General features: G+C 68.6%; 14 protein-coding genes and 1 pseudogene. 14 read left to right on the forward strand and 1 reads right to left on the reverse strand.

Annotated features, from left to right (window positions below; genetic code table 11):
- Positions 1 to 57: 57 nt before the first annotated feature.
- The 12 genes and pseudogenes from AB0L95_RS15045 to AB0L95_RS15100 all read left to right on the forward strand — a co-directional run bounded on the left by AB0L95_RS15045 (position 58) and on the right by AB0L95_RS15100 (position 15302).
- Positions 58 to 1566: a folylpolyglutamate synthase/dihydrofolate synthase family protein gene (locus tag AB0L95_RS15045; RefSeq protein ID WP_365161882.1), complete on the forward strand. Its 1509-nt coding sequence runs from the start codon at positions 58 to 60 to the stop codon at positions 1564 to 1566.
- Positions 1567 to 1573: 7 nt separating this feature from the next.
- On the forward strand, positions 1574 to 1933 hold the full coding sequence (locus tag AB0L95_RS15050) for a DUF4233 domain-containing protein (protein WP_365161884.1): 360 nt from the start codon (positions 1574 to 1576) through the stop codon (positions 1931 to 1933).
- Positions 1934 to 2031: 98 nt separating this feature from the next.
- Positions 2032 to 2445 carry a nucleoside-diphosphate kinase gene (gene ndk, locus AB0L95_RS15055; RefSeq protein ID WP_365161886.1) on the forward strand — a complete coding sequence of 138 codons (414 nt, stop codon included), beginning with the start codon at positions 2032 to 2034 and terminating at the stop codon, positions 2443 to 2445.
- Between the two features lie 361 nt (positions 2446 to 2806).
- Complete coding sequence (locus tag AB0L95_RS15060) at positions 2807 to 3826, forward strand: rod shape-determining protein (RefSeq protein WP_234515679.1); 1020 nt, start codon at positions 2807 to 2809, stop codon at positions 3824 to 3826.
- Positions 3827 to 3958: 132 nt separating this feature from the next.
- Positions 3959 to 4918, forward strand: a complete 960-nt coding sequence (mreC, locus tag AB0L95_RS15065; protein WP_365161888.1) for a rod shape-determining protein MreC — start codon at positions 3959 to 3961, stop codon at positions 4916 to 4918.
- Between the two features lie 24 nt (positions 4919 to 4942).
- Positions 4943 to 5611 (forward strand): rod shape-determining protein MreD, encoded by a 669-nt coding sequence (gene mreD / locus AB0L95_RS15070; protein WP_355912043.1) that lies wholly within the window; start codon positions 4943 to 4945, stop codon positions 5609 to 5611.
- 139 nt (positions 5612 to 5750) lie between these two features.
- A complete protein-coding gene (gene mrdA, locus AB0L95_RS15075; protein WP_365161890.1) occupies positions 5751 to 8006 on the forward strand; it encodes a penicillin-binding protein 2 in 2256 nt (751 codons plus the stop codon).
- Positions 8003 to 9202 carry a rod shape-determining protein RodA gene (gene rodA / locus AB0L95_RS15080; protein ID WP_365161892.1) on the forward strand — a complete coding sequence of 400 codons (1200 nt, stop codon included), beginning with the start codon at positions 8003 to 8005 and terminating at the stop codon, positions 9200 to 9202. Before mrdA ends, rodA begins: the two co-directional genes overlap by 4 nt.
- A gap of 214 nt (positions 9203 to 9416) precedes the next feature.
- Positions 9417 to 10955 carry a CYTH and CHAD domain-containing protein gene (locus AB0L95_RS15085; protein ID WP_365161893.1) on the forward strand — a complete coding sequence of 513 codons (1539 nt, stop codon included), beginning with the start codon at positions 9417 to 9419 and terminating at the stop codon, positions 10953 to 10955.
- A 130-nt stretch (positions 10956 to 11085) separates the two neighbouring features.
- Positions 11086 to 13056, forward strand: a complete 1971-nt coding sequence (locus tag AB0L95_RS15090; RefSeq protein WP_365161895.1) for a TIGR03960 family B12-binding radical SAM protein — start codon at positions 11086 to 11088, stop codon at positions 13054 to 13056.
- A gap of 435 nt (positions 13057 to 13491) precedes the next feature.
- Positions 13492 to 13868 (forward strand): annotated as a pseudogene (locus tag AB0L95_RS15095) (SpoIIE family protein phosphatase).
- A gap of 657 nt (positions 13869 to 14525) precedes the next feature.
- Entirely contained in the window at positions 14526 to 15302 is a 777-nt protein-coding gene (locus AB0L95_RS15100; protein ID WP_365161897.1) for a hypothetical protein, read from the forward strand.
- Here the strand turns inward: AB0L95_RS15100 and AB0L95_RS15105 are convergent.
- A complete protein-coding gene (locus tag AB0L95_RS15105) occupies positions 15247 to 16056 on the reverse strand; it encodes a hypothetical protein (protein ID WP_365161899.1) in 810 nt (269 codons plus the stop codon). The genes AB0L95_RS15100 and AB0L95_RS15105 overlap by 56 nt on opposite strands.
- A gap of 169 nt (positions 16057 to 16225) precedes the next feature.
- Between AB0L95_RS15105 and AB0L95_RS15110 the strand changes: the two genes are divergently transcribed.
- Together AB0L95_RS15110 and AB0L95_RS15115 are read left to right on the forward strand one after the other, a co-directional pair.
- Positions 16226 to 17302: a sodium-dependent transporter gene (locus AB0L95_RS15110; RefSeq protein ID WP_365161900.1), complete on the forward strand. Its 1077-nt coding sequence runs from the start codon at positions 16226 to 16228 to the stop codon at positions 17300 to 17302.
- 154 nt (positions 17303 to 17456) lie between these two features.
- A complete protein-coding gene (locus AB0L95_RS15115; protein ID WP_365161902.1) occupies positions 17457 to 17675 on the forward strand; it encodes a DUF5133 domain-containing protein in 219 nt (72 codons plus the stop codon).
- The last annotated feature ends 443 nt before the right edge of the window (positions 17676 to 18118 follow it).

Consider the following 18118-nt stretch of genomic DNA (forward strand, 5'->3'; position numbering starts at 1 on the left):
CCTTACGGTCCGGGGGCCTTGGCCGCGTCTGTCACCGGCGCTCCGTAGACTGGCATCGTGAGTGACCTGCCGCCGCGCGACCCCAACGAGAGCGATCCCTTCGAGGAGATCGTCGAGGCCGAGACCACCCGTGACCCTGACCTCGCGGTGATCGAGGCCGGCAGCCGCACCCTGCGCACCCAGGGCGGCCTGCCGCAGGCCGACGTGCCCGCGCGCCCGGCCGACCCCGAGGTCGACCAGGCGCTGCGCGAGGTCGAGGCCGAGCTGGCCACCCGCTGGGGCGAGACCAAGCTGGAGCCGTCCGTCAGCCGTATCGCGGCACTGATGGACGTCCTGGGGGAGCCGCAGCGTTCGTACCCGTCCATCCACATCACCGGCACCAACGGCAAGACCTCCACCGCCCGCATGATCGAGGCCCTGCTCGGCGCCTTCGAGCTGCGCACCGGCCGGTACACCAGCCCGCACGTCCAGTCGATCACCGAGCGGATCAGCCTCGACGGCGCCCCCGTCTCCGCCGAGCGGTTCATCGAGACCTACCAGGACATCAAGCCGTACCTGGAGATGGTCGACGCCTCGCAGGAGTACCGGCTGTCCTTCTTCGAGGTCCTCACGGGCATGGCGTACGCGGCCTTCGCGGACGCGCCCGTCGATGTCGCGGTCGTCGAGGTGGGCATGGGCGGCAGCTGGGACGCCACCAACGTCATCGACGCCGACGTCGCCGTCGTCACCCCCATCGACCTGGACCACACCGACCGGCTCGGCGGCACGCCCGGCGAGATCGCCGAGGAGAAGGCCGGCATCATCAAGCAGGACGCCACCGTCATCCTGGCCCAGCAGCCGGTCGACGCGGCCCAGGTGCTGCTGAAGAAGGCAGTGGAGGTCGACGCGACCGTGGCCCGCGAGGGCCTGGAGTTCGGGATCGTCGCCCGGCAGATCGCGGTCGGCGGCCAGCTGCTCACCCTGCGCGGCCTCGGCGGCGAGTACGACAACGTGTATCTGCCGCTGCACGGCCCCTACCAGGCCCACAACGCCTCCGTGGCGCTCGCCGCCGTCGAGGCGTTCTTCGGCGTGGGCTCCCAGCGCCCCGAGCCGCTGGACGTCGACACCGTCCGCAAGGCGTTCGCGGCGGTGTCCTCCCCGGGCCGTCTGGAGGTCGTACGCCGCTCCCCGACCGTCGTCCTGGACGCCGCGCACAACCCGGCGGGCGCCCGCGCCACCGCCGAGGCCGTCAGCGAGGCGTTCGACTTCAGCCGGCTGATCGGGGTCGTCGGCGCGAGCGCCGACAAGAACGTCCGGGGCCTGCTGGAGGCGTTCGAGCCGGTCTTCGCCGAGGTCGTGGTCACCCAGAACTCCAGCCACCGGGCGATGGACGCCGACGAGCTGGCCGCGATCGCCGTCGAGGTCTTCGGCGAGGAGCGCGTCCAGGTCGAGCCGCGGCTGCCCGACGCGTTGGAGGCCGCGATCACGCTCGCCGAGGAGGAGGGGGAGTACGCGGGGGCCGGCGTGCTCGTCACCGGCTCCGTCATCACCGTCGGCGAGGCCCGACTGCTCCTGGGGAAGGGCTGACTCTGTCGTGCGTACGCTCTGTGCTTCGACCCTGATCGGCGAGTTCTTCGTCATCGGCTTCGCGGCTCTGGTCGCCATGAAGGACCCGAATCTGTCCACGACCACGGTCTGGACCGTCAGCGGCATCGCGATGGCGCTGTGCGTCCTGCTGTGCGGCCTGATCACCCGCCCGGGCGGGGTCCAGCTCGGCTGGACCCTGCAGATCGCGCTGATCGCCTCCGGGTTCTTCGTGCCGACGATGTTCTTCATGGGCGCGGTCTTCGCGGCACTGTGGTGGGCGTCGGTGCACTTCGGGAAGAAGATCGACGAGGCCAAGGCCCGTTTCGCGGCCATGCAGGACCACGAGAGCAGCCCGGCGGCCCCGTAGCGTTTCCGGGCCGGGGTCGACCTGACGCTGCGTGACGGTCACTCGAACCTGCCCTGTACCCTCTACGCACCGCACCACCTTGATGAAGGAGCCCTCTCGTGACCTCGCGCACCCTCGTCCTCCTCAAGCCCGACGCCGTCCGTCGCGGGCTGATCGGCGAGATCATCAGCCGCATCGAGCGCAAGGCCGGCTGGACCATCAGTGCGCTGGAGATGCGCACCCTGGACCAGGACACGCTGGAGCAGCACTACGGCGAGCACAAGGGAAAGCCCTTCTACGAGCCGCTGGTTAAGTTCATGGCCTCCGGTCCGGTCGTCGCGCTCGTCGTGGAGGGTGAGCGGGTCATCGAGGGCCTGCGCGCGCTCGCCGGGCCGACCGACCCGATCGCCGCCGCGCCCGGTTCCATCCGCGGCGACTACGGTGTGATCGTCCGTGAGAACCTGGTGCACGCCTCCGACTCGGAGGAGTCCGCCGAGCGGGAACTCAAGATCTTTTTCCCGGGCCGCTTCTGAGCCCCGGACGCTTCCCCGGCGTCCGGATGATGAACTTTCGTTCCCGCAATGTGAACAATTCCTGAGGGCCTTTCACGTCACTCGGACGTATGACCAAGAGCGGCCGTGGAAACCGGTCGAACAAACCCGGCCGCTCCCTGGCATATGCGTGCCGTTCGGGGGAACGGCTACCCCCGAACGCCCGTCTCCACAAGCGAGGCGACGCGTCATCTGCTGACAATGGCGAAGACCCTCGCGCAGTGTTTCGTGCGGGCGAGACTACGATGTAAGCCTTCACGTCACAGCACCCACTTCGCCGCCCCAACAAAAGCTGTCATACGCTCATCTTGGGAAGGCCAGACGAATCCTGATGGGGAACTCAATGTCGTTCATCGGCCGTGACATGGCTGTCGACCTCGGGACCGCCAACACGCTGGTGTACGTCAGGGGTCGCGGGATCGTGCTCAACGAGCCGTCGGTCGTCGCGATCAACACCAATACCGGAGGCATCCTCGCCGTCGGTGCGGAAGCCAAGAAGATGATCGGCCGGACCCCGGGCAACATCGTCGCCGTGCGTCCGCTCAAGGACGGCGTCATCGCCGACTTCGAGATCACCGAGCGGATGCTCCGCTACTTCATCCTGAAGATCCACAAGCGACGCTATCTCGCGCGCCCGCGGGTCGTGGTCTGTGTGCCCTCGGGCATCACGGGCGTTGAGCGCCGCGCGGTCATCGAGGCGTCCTCCCAGGCCGGCGCCCGCCAGGTGCACATCATCGAGGAGCCCATGGCGGCCGCCATCGGTTCGGGCCTGCCGGTCCACGAGGCCACGGGCAACATGGTGGTGGACATCGGCGGCGGCACCACGGAGGTCGCGGTCATCTCGCTGGGCGGCATCGTCACCGCCCAGTCCATCCGCGTCGCGGGTGACGAACTGGACAACGCGATCATCCAGTACGTCAAGAAGGAGTACTCCCTCCTCCTCGGCGAGCGGACGGCCGAGCAGATCAAGATCACGATCGGTTCCGCGTACGACCTCGACGCCGACGAGCACACCGAGATCCGCGGCCGGGACCTGGTCTCCGGACTGCCCAAGACCGTGGTCATCTCCGCGGCCGAGGTCCGCAAGGCCATCGAGGAACCGGTCAACGCCATCGTGGACGCGGTCAAGACGACCCTCGACAAGTGCCCGCCGGAGCTGTCCGGTGACGTCATGGACCGCGGCATCGTCCTCACCGGCGGCGGCGCCCTGCTGCGCGGCCTCGACGAGCGGCTGCGCCGGGAGACCGGCATGCCCATCCATATCGCCGAGGACCCGCTCGACAGCGTGGCGCTCGGCTCGGGCAAGTGCGTCGAGGAGTTCGAGGCACTCCAGCAGGTGCTGGACGCCCAGCCCCGCAGATGAGGCGACGCGCCGACTCCGCCGTACGAGACGATCGCCTCTCGTGCGGCGGATCGTTGATATAGAGACATAAGCTCCCCCCTACATCCCCGGGTTCCCCTACACATTCCGACGAGGAAGGCACGGCCGCCGCACGTGAGGGACACACGAGAGAGCCGGCTGCTCCTGGTTCTGCTGATCGCCGTGGCGTTCGCGTTGATCACGGTCGACATCCGCGGCGGCCAGGACTCACCGGTCGAAGGTGCCCGCCAGGCCGCCGCCACGGCCTTCGGCCCGATCGAGAACGGGGTGGCGTCCGCCGTCGACCCCGTCGGCAACGCGGTCGCGGCCGTCCGCGACTCCGCCAGGCGGCACGACCGCATCGCCCAACTCGAACGTTCCAACGCCGCGTTGAAGGCGAAGCTGGGCAGCGACGACCGCAACCGCAGCCGCCTCAAGCAGCTCGACAAGATGATCCGGGTGGCGGGCGAGGGACAGTACGGGATCAAGGGCGCCGAGGTCATCGCCATAGGAGCGGCCCAGGGCTTCTCCTGGACGGTCACCATCGACGTGGGCGCCCACGACGGTATCAAGCGCGACATGACCGTCCTCAACGGCGACGGACTGGTCGGCCGCGTCACCACCGTCGGCCCCGACACCTCCACCGTGCTGCTGGCCAACGACCCCGACTTCACCGTGGGCACCCGTATGGAGGGCAGCGACGAACTCGGGTTCGCCGCCGGGCAGGGCGACCGCCCGCTGCGCGTCCAGCTCCTCAACGGCAAGGCCGACGTGAAGAAGGGCGAGCGCCTCGTCACCTTCGGCTCCGAGGCCGACAAGCCGTTCGTGCCCGGTGTCCCGGTCGGCGTGGTCTCCCGGATCGACCCGTCGGGCGGCGGTCTGACCCGCACGATCTATGTGAAGCCGTTCGTGTCCTTCAGCAGCCTCGATGTCGTCGGCGTCGTCGTCCAGGCACCGAAGAGGGACCCGCGCGACACCGTTCTGCCGCCGAAGCCCCAGCCGACACCCACCCCGACCGTGACCGTCACCGTCACGCCCTCGGCGTCCGCCGACAACCAGGCGTCCAGCGACTACCAGTCGTCCGACGACCAGTAGCAGACGCTCAAGGAGCCGAACCAGATGCGCCTCAACCGGATGCTGCTCTCCACCGCCCTGGTGATCGTCGCCCTGGTGATCCAGGTGAGCGTCCTCGCCCGCCTGCATCTGCCCGGTGCCGTCCCGGACCTGGTGCTCCTGACGGTCGTCGCCCTCGCCCTGGTCTACGGCCATGTCGGCGGCTGCCTCATCGGCTTCGGCGCCGGCCTGCTCTCCGACCTCGCCCCGCCCGCCGACCACGCCGCCGGCCGCTACGCCCTCGTGCTGTGCGTCATCGGCTACCTCGCCGGACTCGCCCGGCCCGAGAACGGCCGTCTGAAGTCCGCCAGCGGCCCGATGTTCGTGGTGGTCGCCGCCGCGATCGGCTCCACCCTGCTCTACGCGGGCGTGGGCGCCCTCGTCGGCGACACCGCCGCCCGCCATGTGGGCCTCACCAGCCTGCTGGCCACGGCCGCTGTGTACGACCTGCTGCTCGCGCCCTTCGTGGTCCCCGGGATCATGGCGCTGGCCCGCCGTATCGACAACGACCCGCTCGCCGAGACCGGATCCGCCAAGGCCGCCGACGTCTCCTCCGGCTGGCTCTCCTCGGGCACCGGACTGCGCATCGGCAGCCAGCGCGGGGTCCTGCGGGTCAAGGCCGCCAAGGCCCGGGTGGCCCGGGCCGGACGCATCAAGGGGGTCAAACGGCTGTGACCCCGCCGGAGCCGGCCGCCCGTTCGCACAGGTCCGCCGTGTACACCTATGACGCGTACGTGCACGGGGCCGGGGCGGCAGCAGTGACCGACACCCGCCCGTCCTCCGCAACCACCCTCGACCTCAGTGGGCTTCGCCGATGACTAACATCCCCGAGACCGGACGGACGCCCCGCGTCCAGATCCGGCTGGTCGTCATCCAGATCCTCGTCCTCTCCCTCCTCGGCACCCTCGGCGGCCGCCTCTGGTATCTCCAGATCCGCAACGGCGCCGAGTACGCCAAGGAGGCCTCCGGCAACCATGTCCAGCAGGTCGTCCAGCCCGCCGTACGCGGCGACATCCTGGACGCGCGGGGCGTGCCCATCGCCGACAACGAGACCCGGCTGGTGGTCTCCGCCTCCCGCACCGACCTGCTGAAGATGAAGGACGACGGCAAGGCGGTCCTCACCAAGCTGGCCGGCGTCCTCGGCATGAAGCCGCAGGACGTCGAGGGGAAGGTCCGCCTGTGTGACGCGAAGACACCGCAGCCCTGCTGGAACGGTTCCCCGTACCAGCCGATCCCCATCACCGACGAGGCCACCCCCCGTCAGGCCCTGCAGATCCGCGAGCGCTCCGAGGACTTCCCCGGCATCACCGCCGAGCCCGAGGCCGTGCGCCGCTACCCGAGCCCCGGCGAGGCCAACACCGCCCAGGTCCTCGGCTATCTCTCGCCCGTCACCGACGGCGAGATCCAGCAGGCCAAGGACACCGACTCGCCCTATCTGCGCTCCGACATGGTCGGCCGCTCCGGCCTGGAGCGCCAGTACGACAAGGTGCTGCGCGGCAAGGCGGGCGTCACCCGCTACGAGGTCGACAACCTCGGCCGCGTCATCGGCAAGGCGAAGAGCGACGCCGCCGAGCCCGGCTCCAACCTGGTCACCAGCATCGACGCCCGTGTCCAGCGGGTCGCCGAGTACGAGCTGGACAACGCGATGAAGGTCGCCCGTAACCAGTTCGACAACATCACCGGCGAGAACTACAAGGCGGACTCCGGTGCCGTCGTCGTGATGGAGGCCAAGACCGGCCGGATCGTCGCCATGGCGTCCGCCCCGACCTACGACCCGAACGTCTGGGTCGGCGGCATCTCCGCCAAGGACTACCAGCAGCTCACCGGCAAGGACTCCGACTACCCGCTGCTCAACCGGGCCATCCAGGGGCAGTCGGCACCCGGCTCCACCTTCAAGGTGGTCTCCACCGCCGCCGCGATCCAGGCCGGCTACGAGTTCGACGGCAACTACCCCTGCACCAGCTCGTACTCCGTCGGCGGCCAGGTCTTCAAGAACTTCGAGGGAGAGAACTTCGGCCCGATCTCGCTCGGCCGCGCCCTCGAGGTCTCCTGCGACACCGTCTTCTACGGCCTCGCCGACAACGAGTGGAAGAAGGACGGCGGCATCAACCCCAAGAAGGGGCAGCCCAAGGACTGGTTCTTCAAGACCGCCCACCAGTTCGGCCTCGGCAAGCCCACCGGCATCGACCTGCCCAACGAGGTCTCCGGCCGGGTCCCCGACCGCCAGTGGAAGCAGGACTACTGGAAGGCCAACAAGGACGCCTGGTGCAAGACGGGCAAGAAGGACGGCGACTACGTCGAGAAGATCGCGTACGAGAACTGCCTCGAAGGCAACAAGATGCGCGAGGGTGACGAGATCAACTACTCCATCGGCCAGGGCGACACACTCCTGACGCCGATACAGGAGGCGGTCATCTACTCGGGGATCTCCAACGGCGGCACCCTGTGGAACCCGACCATCGGCAAGGCGGTCGTCAGCCCCGACGGCAAGAAGGTCACCGAGATCAAGCCCAAGTCGCACGGGCATCTGCCGATCAGCCAGAAGACGCGGGACGTCATGGAGCAGGCCCTCGCGGGCGTCGTCACCCGCGGTACCGCCGCCTGGAAGTTCGGCGGCTGGCCCCAGGACAAGATCCCGCTGCACGCCAAGACCGGTACCGCCGAGGTCTACGGCAAGCAGACCACGTCCTGGCTGGCCACCTACTCCAAGGACTACGCGGTCATCATGACGATCGCTCAGGCCGGTACGGGTTCCGGCGCCTCCGGTGAGGCCGTGCACAACATCTACAACGCGCTGTACGGCGTCCAGAAGGACGGCTCGATCGACAAGAGCAAGGCGTTGCTGCCCACCCCGCAGCAGGGCCTGCCCAAGATCCACCCCGACGGCTCGATCGAGGCCCAGAAGGTCCAGAAGTACGACCCGAGCGCCGACCAGGCGAGCGGGCAGGACCAGCAGGGGAACGCCCCCACCGACAACCCGTCGGCCACCGTGCCCTCGCCCACCGCGAGCAACCGCCGCACCGCCCGGCGCTCGGCCCGCCCGAAGAAGAGGCGGAGGATCCTCACATGACCGGAGCGAACAGCTTCTCCGTCCCCGGGTACGGCCCCGACCGGGCGCGCTGGACCCGGATCTTCGCCCGCGACGGACTGGCCCGCCGGCTCGACTGGCCGATACTGCTGTCGGCCACGGCCCTGTCCCTGATCGGCGCCGCCCTCGTCTACTCGGCGACCCGCAACCGCACCGAGATCAACCAGGGCGACCCGTACTACTTCCTGATCCGGCATCTGATGAACATGGGCATCGGATTCGCCCTGATGATCGGCACGATCTGGCTCGGCCACCGCACGCTGCGCACGGCCGTACCGATCCTGTACGGCCTCTCGCTCCTGCTGATCCTGCTGGTGCTCACCCCGCTCGGCGCCACCATCAACGGCAACCGCAACTGGATCGTCTTCGGCGGCGGCTTCTCCCTCCAGCCCTCCGAGTTCGTGAAGATCACGATCATCCTGGGCATGGCCATGCTGCTCTCGGCCCGGGTCGACGCGGGCGACAAGCCCTACCCCGACCACCGGACCGTGGCGCAGGCCCTGGGCCTGGCCGCCGTCCCGATGATGGTCGTCATGCTGATGCCCGACCTCGGCTCGACGATGGTCATGGCCGTCACCGTGCTGGGCGTGCTGCTCGCCTCCGGCGCCTCCAACCGCTGGGTGTTCGGCCTGCTCGGCGCGGGCGCCCTGGGCGCGGTCTCCGTATGGCAGCTGCACATCCTGGACGAGTACCAGATCAACCGCTTCGCCGCCTTCGCCAACCCCAGCCTCGACCCGGCGGGCGTCGGCTACAACACCAACCAGGCGCGCATCGCGATCGGCTCCGGCGGCCTCACGGGCGCGGGCCTCTTCCACGGCTCGCAGACCACCGGCCAGTTCGTGCCCGAGCAGCAGACCGACTTCGTCTTCACGGTCGCGGGCGAGGAGCTGGGCTTCGTCGGCGCCGGCCTGATCATCGTGCTGCTCGGGGTCGTCCTGTGGCGGGCCTGCCGGATCGCCCGGGAGACGACCGAGCTGTACGGCACGATCGTCGCCGCCGGCATCATCGCCTGGTTCATCTTCCAGGCCTTCGAGAACATCGGCATGACCCTCGGCATCATGCCGGTCGCGGGCCTGCCCCTGCCGTTCGTGTCGTACGGCGGCTCCTCCATGTTCGCCGTCTGGATAGCGGTGGGACTGCTGCAGTCGATCCGGGTGCAACGGCCGATGTCGGCCTGAGCGGCGGCTGTGGCGGTCGCGTCGGCGTAGGGGGCAGTGTCGGCGCACGGGGCTGTGCCTCGTAGGGCGCATGGCTCGGTGAGTGGGGCGCGAGGTGGGCCCGGAGGTGTTTCGGCCGACCGGACCGCGGCCCGCGGTCCGGCCGGAGGGGCGCGTTCCGGACGAACGACGACGAACCCTGCCCTCCCGGCCGGATTGCCACTAGATTCGGTCCATGGCGGACACGAAACGCGAAATCGAGCGCAAATACGAGGCCGAGATCGGGGACGAACTGCCCGACCTGACCGTCGTCGGCGGCGTCTCGGCCGTCGTCGACCAGGGCATCGCCGAACTCGACGCCACCTACTACGACACGGCCGACGCGAGGCTGGCCGACGCCTCCCTGACCCTGCGCCGTCGCACCGGCGGCGGCGACGCCGGCTGGCACCTCAAGCTGCCGGTCGCCGAGGGCGTGCGCGACGAGGTCCACGCCCCGCTCTCCGACACCGTCCCCCCGTACCTCCACGGCCTCGTCCGCTCCCGTGTCCGGGGCGCCGAACTCATCCCCGTGGTCCGGCTGCGCTCCTCCCGCGACACCCGCCACCTCGTCGACGCCGACGGCACCCTGCTCGCCGAGGTCTGCTTCGACCGGGTGCACGCCGAGCGGCTCAGCGGCGGCACGGGCACCGCCGACTGGACCGAGATCGAGGTGGAGCTCGCGGACGACGGCGACCCCGCCTTCCTCGACAAGGTCGACAAGAAGCTCCGCAAGGCGGGCGTGAACCGTTCCTCGGCCGCCTCCAAGCTCGCCAGGGCACTGGAGGAGACCGGCGGCCGCCCCGAGCCCGCCGAGACCGGCGAGCGGCAGCCGTCCCCGGCTCCGGTCCGTGCACCAGGGCCCCCCGCCACCGCGGGCGACCACGTCCTCGCCTACGTCCGCGCCCAGCGCGACGCCATCGTCGAGCTCGACCCCGCGGTGCGCCGGGACGTCTTCGACTCGGTGCACTCCCTGCGCGTCGCCACCCGCCGGCTGCGCAGCACGTTCCGCTCGTTCGGCAAGATCCTGGACCGCGGGGTCACCGACCCGATCGCCGACGAGCTGAAGTGGCTGGCCGGCGAGCTGGGCCTCGGCCGCGACCTGGAGGTCCTCACCGAGCATCTGACGACCGCCGTGTCCGAACTGCCCGCGCCCCTGGTCTCCGGCCCCGTCCGAAACCGCCTGCGCTCCTGGTCCGAGGCCCGGCGCGGCGGCTCCCGGCGCCGGCTGATCGAGGTCCTGGACGGCGAGCGCTACCTGGACCTGCTGAACACGCTCGACACTCTGATCGCCGACCCGCCCCTGCTGAAGGCGGCCGCCAAGGACCCGGAGAAGGCGCTCGCCAAGGCCGTGCGCAAGGACTTCCGCAAGGTCGCCGGCCTGGTCGGCCAGGCCCTCGACCTGCCCCCGGGCCACGACCGGGACGTCGCGGTGCACGAGGCGCGCAAGAAGACCAAGCGCACCCGGTACGCGGCCGAGGCCGCCGTGCCCGCGCTGGGCAAGCCCGCCGGGACCCTGGTCAAGTCGATGAAGTCGCTGCAGACGCTGCTGGGCGACCACCAGGACAGCGTGATGGTCCGCGACGCCCTGCTGGACCTGTCGGCCCAGGCGAACGCGGCGAGGGAGAGCACCTTCACATACGGCGTTCTGTACGGGCGGGAGGAACAGCGGGCGGCGGCCACGGAGGCGGCCCTCCCGGAGATGTGGCAGAAGGTGCGGACCGCCACCGACATCTGAGCCGGTCGGACGGGCCGTCGGTCCGGTCCGCCCGGCCGTCGGACCGTCCGGCCGTCCGGGGCGGAGCCCAGAGCGCGTTAGGCTTGATGGTCACCCCCATCAGTTCCCTCCAGCCCACGAAAGTCGCGAGATGTCTGCCGAAGCCGCTGTATCGGTGTTCCCGCAGCTCGAAGCTCTGCTCCCGCATGTGCAGAAGCCGATCCAGTACGTCGGCGGTGAGCTGAACTCCACCGTCAAGCCGTGGGACTCCTGTGACGTCCGCTGGGCGCTCATGTACCCGGACGCGTACGAGGTCGGTCTGCCCAACCAGGGCGTCATGATCCTCTACGAGGTCCTGAACGAGCAGGAGGGCGTCCTCGCCGAGCGCACGTACAGCGTGTGGCCCGACCTGGAGGCCCTGATGCGGGAGCACGGCGTCCCGCAGTTCACGGTGGACAGCCACCGCCCGGTGAAAGCCTTCGATGTGTTCGGCCTGTCCTTCTCCACGGAGCTGGGTTACACGAACATGCTGACGGCCCTGGACCTGGCGGGCATCCCGCTGGAGGCCAAGGACCGCACCGTCGACGACCCGATCGTGATGGCCGGCGGCCACGCCGCCTTCAACCCCGAGCCGATCGCCGACTTCATCGACTGCGCGGTGATCGGCGACGGCGAGCAGGCCGTCCTGGAGGTCACGAAGATCATCCGCGCCTGGAAGGAGGAGGGCCGCCCGGGCGGCCGCGAGGAACTCCTCTTCCGCCTGGCGAAGACCGGCGGGGTGTACGTCCCCGGCTTCTACGACGTCGAGTACCTCCCCGACGGCCGTATCGGCCGCGTCGTCCCCAACAAGTCGGGCGTCCCGTGGCGCGTGTCCAAGCACACGGTCATGGACCTCGACGAGTGGCCGTACCCGAAGCAGCCCCTCGTCCCCCTCGCGGAGACGGTCCACGAACGCATGTCCGTCGAGATCTTCCGCGGCTGTACGCGTGGCTGCCGCTTCTGCCAGGCGGGCATGATCACCCGCCCCGTGCGCGAGCGCTCCATCACGGGCATCGGTGACATGGTCGACAAGGGCCTGAAGGCGACGGGCTTCGAGGAGGTCGGCCTCCTCTCCCTGTCCTCCGCGGACCACTCCGAGATCGGCGACATCGCCAAGGGCCTCGCGGACCGGTACACGGAGGACAAGATCGGCCTGTCCCTCCCCTCCACCCGCGTGGACGCCTTCAACATCGACCTTGCCAACGAGCTGACCCGCAACGGCCGCCGCTCGGGCCTCACCTTCGCCCCCGAGGGCGGCTCGGAGCGCATCCGCAAGGTCATCAACAAGATGGTCTCGGAAGAGGACCTGATCAGGACGGTCGCCACGGCGTACGGCAACGGCTGGCGTCAGGTGAAGCTGTACTTCATGTGCGGCCTGCCCACGGAGACCGACGAGGACGTGCTGCAGATCGCCGACATGGCGACGCACGTCATCCAGAAGGGCCGCGAGGTCTCCGGCTCGGGCGACATCCGCTGCACGGTCTCGATCGGCGGCTTCGTCCCCAAGCCGCACACCCCCTTCCAGTGGGCTCCGCAGCTGTCCGCGGAGGAGACGGACGTGCGTCTGGAGAAGCTCCGCGACAAGATCCGCGGCGACAAGAAGTACGGCCGCTCGATCGGCTTCCGCTACCACGACGGCAAGCCGGGCATCGTCGAGGGCCTGCTCTCTCGCGGCGATCGCCGCATCGGCGCGGTGATCCGCGCGGTCTACGAAGACGGCGGCCGCTTCGACGGCTGGCGCGAGCACTTCTCGTACGACCGCTGGATGGCCTGCGCGGACAAGGCGCTGGCTCCCTTCGGCGTGGACGTCGACTGGTACACCACCCGCGAGCGCACCTACGAGGAGGTCCTCCCCTGGGACCACCTCGACTCGGGCCTCGACAAGGACTGGCTCTGGGAGGACTGGCAGGACGCCCTCGACGAGACGGAGGTCGAGGACTGCCGCTGGACACCGTGCTTCGACTGCGGGGTGTGCCCCCAGATGGACACTCGGATACAAATCGGCCCGACCGGCAAGAAGTTGCTTCCTCTGACGGTCAAGAACGCAGGTCAGACACCCGCTTCGAGTGGTCACGCGCACTGAGGTGGGCGAGGCACTCGATCGGGTGATTGAGACGCTGGCGGCTGTGAGCAAGGACGAGGTGGCGGCTGCATTGGGTGCGGTCGGCGCTTCGGTCACTCGCCCCTCGGCGCCGCCGGCGCCCTCTCGGACGCCGCTGCCGGGCCCTGGAAGTTCCCCGCACATCGTCTCCGAGGTGGAGTGGGTCTGAGGTCCGCACTGCCTGTGCGTGACTGCATGGTTCCGCGAGCCCCCTTTCCTGACTGGGAAGGGGGCTCGTTGGCGTTAGGAGGCATGTGAGTCCATGAGCTTTGCCGCTGTGGACTGCCTCAGGGGGGTGAGTTACGACTTTCTGTGCGTCATCAAGGCGGCTCGCTCCGCTCCCCGCGCGCGGCCCGGCCCTCGGCCGCAATCTGCACTGCCTGTGTTTCCGGCACGCTGCCGCTGTCAAGGCCGCAGGTGCATCGCACCACTGCGTGCCCGGTCGGGTCATGCTCGATCCATCCTCCCCGGTGGGTTCTGTTCCGGGGTGAGGGTGTGCACGACTGTCGTGCGTTCCACCATGCGCCCATGCTGATCGGCGGGGTCGCCTTCGAAGTCACCACGTTCGGCCTGGCCCCCGGCGACCGACTGGTCCTCTACACCGACGGCTTGGTCGAGAGACCCGCCACCACGCCATCGACGACCGCCTGGACCTCCTCCTCCAACTGCTCCACAGCCCCAACCGATCCTCGGAAGAAACCTGCGACCGGCTCCTGGACGCACTGCGCGATCCGGACGACCACGACGACGTCGCCGTACTCATCGCCCGTGCCCGATGCTGGCCCCGGCCTTAGCCGCCTGACGTCAGAGAGGGGGTACGTCGTGACTGGGGCGGTCAGCTCCACGGCTTTAGCCACCTCCCCGGTCCGGGTCCCGCGTCGAGCAAGACCAGGGGCCACTCGTGCACATTGCGGTCAGGCCCAAAGCCTGCCCGAGTTGCCAACCAGCGTACGGCCCCCTGATCATGCTCGACCCCAGACCAGGCAGGCCACCGGTCAAAGCCGTTCCGCCGACCTCAGTTCACAAGTGGCCGGCAGCACACCCGGAGCGTTGCACCTGAGATCGGTAGTTAGCTGGCGCCTCCACAGGCAGGCCGCTGCGGGGCTGCACGACACTGGCCAGAGTGATGAACCTACATGGATCTGGCATTGATCGGCCCATGAACATAGCCTGGTACCGCAGAAGTTGGGGGGAGCATAGTATCGAGGTCCTACACGGAGCAGACGATCAAGCAGCTGTTCGGCTCCGCCGCTGGTCGCTGTGCCTTTCCATCGGGCCGGAGGAAGCTCATCTATCCCGCCACGAAACAAAGCAGCATCACGATCGTTGGTGGCATTGCGCATATCGTAGCCTTTTCGAATGAAGGCCCGCGCGCCGACTCGACCGTCTCCGACAAAGACAGGAACAGTTTCGAGAATCTACTACTCTTATGTGCGGCCTGCCATCGACTCGTGGACGGCCAGCCGGCCGACTACCCCGATGAGGTGCTGAGAGCAATGAAGAAGGAGCACCTCGATTGGGTGGACAGGAATCTTGAGAACGAGATGAGCGATATCAAGTTCCCGGAACTTGAGGTCGTCTGCAGTCGACTTATATCGAGTGAACTCGCCGATTCAACGGCCCTTCACTCGCTGTCACCTCGCGACAAAATAAACCTAAACGACCTCGGCCTTAGCAGCTCCAAGAAGATCACTATGAGGCTCATGCAAGCTCCACTCGTGGCGGAATACCTGCAAAGCATGGTCACCCATGTCGACCCAGACTTTCCACCGAGGTTGATCGCGGGGTTTCGGCATGAGTATGACAGATACCGGAGCACAGGAATAAAAGGCGATGGACTCTTTCTACTCATGGAGAGTTTCGCCGCTGGTACCTCGGCTGATCAGGTGGTCGTATTCGACGTCACCGAGGCTGCCCCTGTAGCCGTAGGAGGCGGCGTTCGCCTTCTTCTCCTTGCGGGTGACCGCCTCTGGCGGCCGGATGTTTTTGCCATCGGCGGTCTTCTCGCTTCCTCCGGATCAAGCAGATCCAGTATCAGCGTGTCCACCACTCAGGGGTCGGCTCCTCACGATCATCGCCCGCCTGTAGTGCTTCCTCCAAAGCCGGTCCGTGCCTGGTCAAGCCCCTTCCGCGCGTGCCCCGATGCGGGAGCGGACGGTCCGGCACGAGGCGTTATGAGCAGGCGGCACGACGCCGCAGGGCGCTGTACACGACCAGGCCGAGGATGACCGCCAGGAACAGCACGCTGGTGACGACGGTGCCCAGGCCCAAGCCGCCGTCGCCGGTGGGCTGAGAGAGGTAGTCGCCGACGAAGGCGCCGAGAGGCCGGGTGAGGATGTAGGCGATCCAGAAGGTCCAGACCGCGTTCAGGTCGAGGGAGAACCACGCGAGGGCGATCGCGGCGATGGCCGCGGCGAGGAGCACGGCCGACACCCAGTAGCCGAGGTTTATCTCCTCGGCGACCAGGTCGCCGGCGGAGGTGCCGAGCGCGAAGGTGAACAGGACGGCGAGCCAGAAGAACGCCTCGCGGCGGGTGGTGTCGATGTGGTGGATCGACAGGGTGCGCTCGGTGTGGTACCAGAGGGCGAAGACGATGACTAGGGCGATCGCGAAGACCGTGGCGGTGGTCTCCAGCGCCACGCCCATGTTGTCGGTGAGATTGTCGCTGACCAGGGTTCCGACGACGCTGATCAGGGCGACGGCGGGCCAGTACACGCCCGGGCGGTAGCTCTTTGTGCGGAACTGCACCACCAGGACGACGGTGAGCAGCGCGCTCATCAGCAGCGAGACTCCGGTCAGCCCGAGGCCAGCCTTCTCGTTCAGGAGCTCGGCGGCGGTCTCGCCGACCGTGGTGCACAGCACCTTGATCACCCAGAAGCAGACGGTGACCTCGGGCACCTTGTTCCTGCGCAGCCGGTGACGGGAAGGGGCTGCCTGGCCGACCTCCTCAAGCACCGGATTCTCAGATGTCTCGTATGCCATGTTGCCCGACCGTGGCATCGGGTGCCTGAACACATCCTGACTGCCGCCGTGGATCACCCGCCCCGCCCGTTCCGTGCGCGCACCATGGCTCCATGCACACGCACGCACATGGTCTCCGCATAGCGGTCTTCCGTCCCGCCCCTGCCCCCCGCGACGGAAGAAGACCGCCATGCACGCACCCGCTCCCCCCGCCACCTCGGCGCCCACTGACCGCGCGACCGCCTGGCTGCGGCGCCGTCTGGGCCGGGCCGTCGTCCTGTCCTACGCCGCAGCCCTGCTCGTGCCGGGCCCCGGCCTGTGGCTGCGCCACTCCCACGCGCTGCCGCTGGGACCGCTGATCCGACTGCCGGTGTCCACCGCCCCGTGCCTGCTGTGGCTGGTGTTGTTCTCATCCGGGCTCCAGGTCCCCGTCCGTGAGCTGGGCCGAGTCCTGCGGCGCCCGAGTGCACTGCTCGCCGGGCTCGCGCTGCGCCTGGCGATCCCGTTGCTGGTCATCCCGTTCATCGCGGTATTGCTGCACGCCTCGCCCGACTCCGACGGCGGCAGCGGCCTGGTCACCGCGATGATCCTGATCGTGGCGATGCCCGTGGCGGCCGGCGCCACGGTGTGGACCGGCAAGGGCGACGGCGACCAACCGACCATGGTCGGCCTGGTCCTCGCCTCTACCCTCATCAGCCCAATCACCACACCGCTGGTGATCGAGCTGCTGTCTCCGCTGCTCAGTGGCGGCTACGCCGGCTCGCTCGCGGCGAGTGTCCACACTGCGGGCGGTGGCTTCACCTTCGTCGGCGTGGTGCTGCCCTGCGCGGCGGGCATCCTGTTCCGGCTCGCCCTGCCCGCGTCGTTGCTCGGCCGGGCGCTGGGCGCAGTCGTGCCTGTGGCCCTGGCCGGCTCGCTGGTCCTGACGTACGTCAACGCCAGCGGCGCCCTCGGCTCCTTCGTCGCTCGGCCACGCCCGCTACTGCTGGGCGCCGCGCTGGTCGTGGCGGCACTCGTCTGCCAGCTGTCGTTCGTGCTCGGCCGCTGCGCGGCGCGGCTGCTGCGGCTGGACCCGCCCGCCGCTTCCTCGCTCACCCTCGCCTGCGGCATGAACAACAGCAGCGCCAGCGCCGTCCTGATCACCGCCGTGCTCCCCGACAAACCGCACCTACTGCTCCCGGTCCTCGCCTACGGCCTGCTCCAGAAGACAGCCGCCAACGGAGTCGTACGAGTCCGGCCTCCCACGGTGCTGCGTTCTATTGCCTAGAACGGTCCCCGGCCCGACGCCCGGGGGCCGCAGGACACCGGTGCGAACAAGCTGTCGCTGCATGTTCCCGGGATGCGACAGGCGTCGATGGCTGCGACCGTATGGGTGAAGAGTGATCGGTGGGGCCCGGTCGGCACGGGAGGCAGACTTGGTCATGGCGTACCCTTCGCACTTGCGCGAGCTGGTCGAACGATGCGAAACGCTGAGGCGCCGCCTGGCCGTCGACCACAGCGCCGAGACCGCCCGTCGGCTCGAAGATGCGACCCACATGCTGTGCCTACTCACTGGGACCCGCCGACTGGACACGGCGCTGTACGTCGCCCGTCAGCAGATGGCCGAGGCGATAAGACGCAAGCAGCCCAACCAACGCTGAGAGTCTCAGCCGTAAATGTCCAGGTCAGATAGGGCGCGTCGGCTGCAGTCCGAAGACGATCAACACGGTCCCAGATCCTCGCCACCACGGATCTGGGACCGCCATCATGCGCGCTAAGAACAGTACTGCGAGCAGCCCGTTCCGAGACCAATGGGTGATCGATCAACAAAACCGGGTTCGCGGCCTGTCAGTCTTCACGCAGTCCCACCCCGCGGACCGGCACGAGCAGCATCGAAGCCGTTCACGCGCTTCCGGGGCTCTCTGCTGCGCATTCCGCTGCCCGGCCTCACGCCCACCGAGGGTCCATTCAGGCTAGTACTGCAACCGCATTTGAGGGTTTTGGCCTCGGCGTTTGTAGTGGGATCGGCGGGCTCGGGCCTGGCTGCGGCGTCGGAAGCGTGACCAGCGCAGATGGTGCTCGTTGCTCTGGTGGCGGGGTTTGA

Source organism: Streptomyces sp. NPDC052036, assembly GCF_040680495.1.
Lineage (GTDB): Bacteria > Actinomycetota > Actinomycetes > Streptomycetales > Streptomycetaceae > Streptomyces.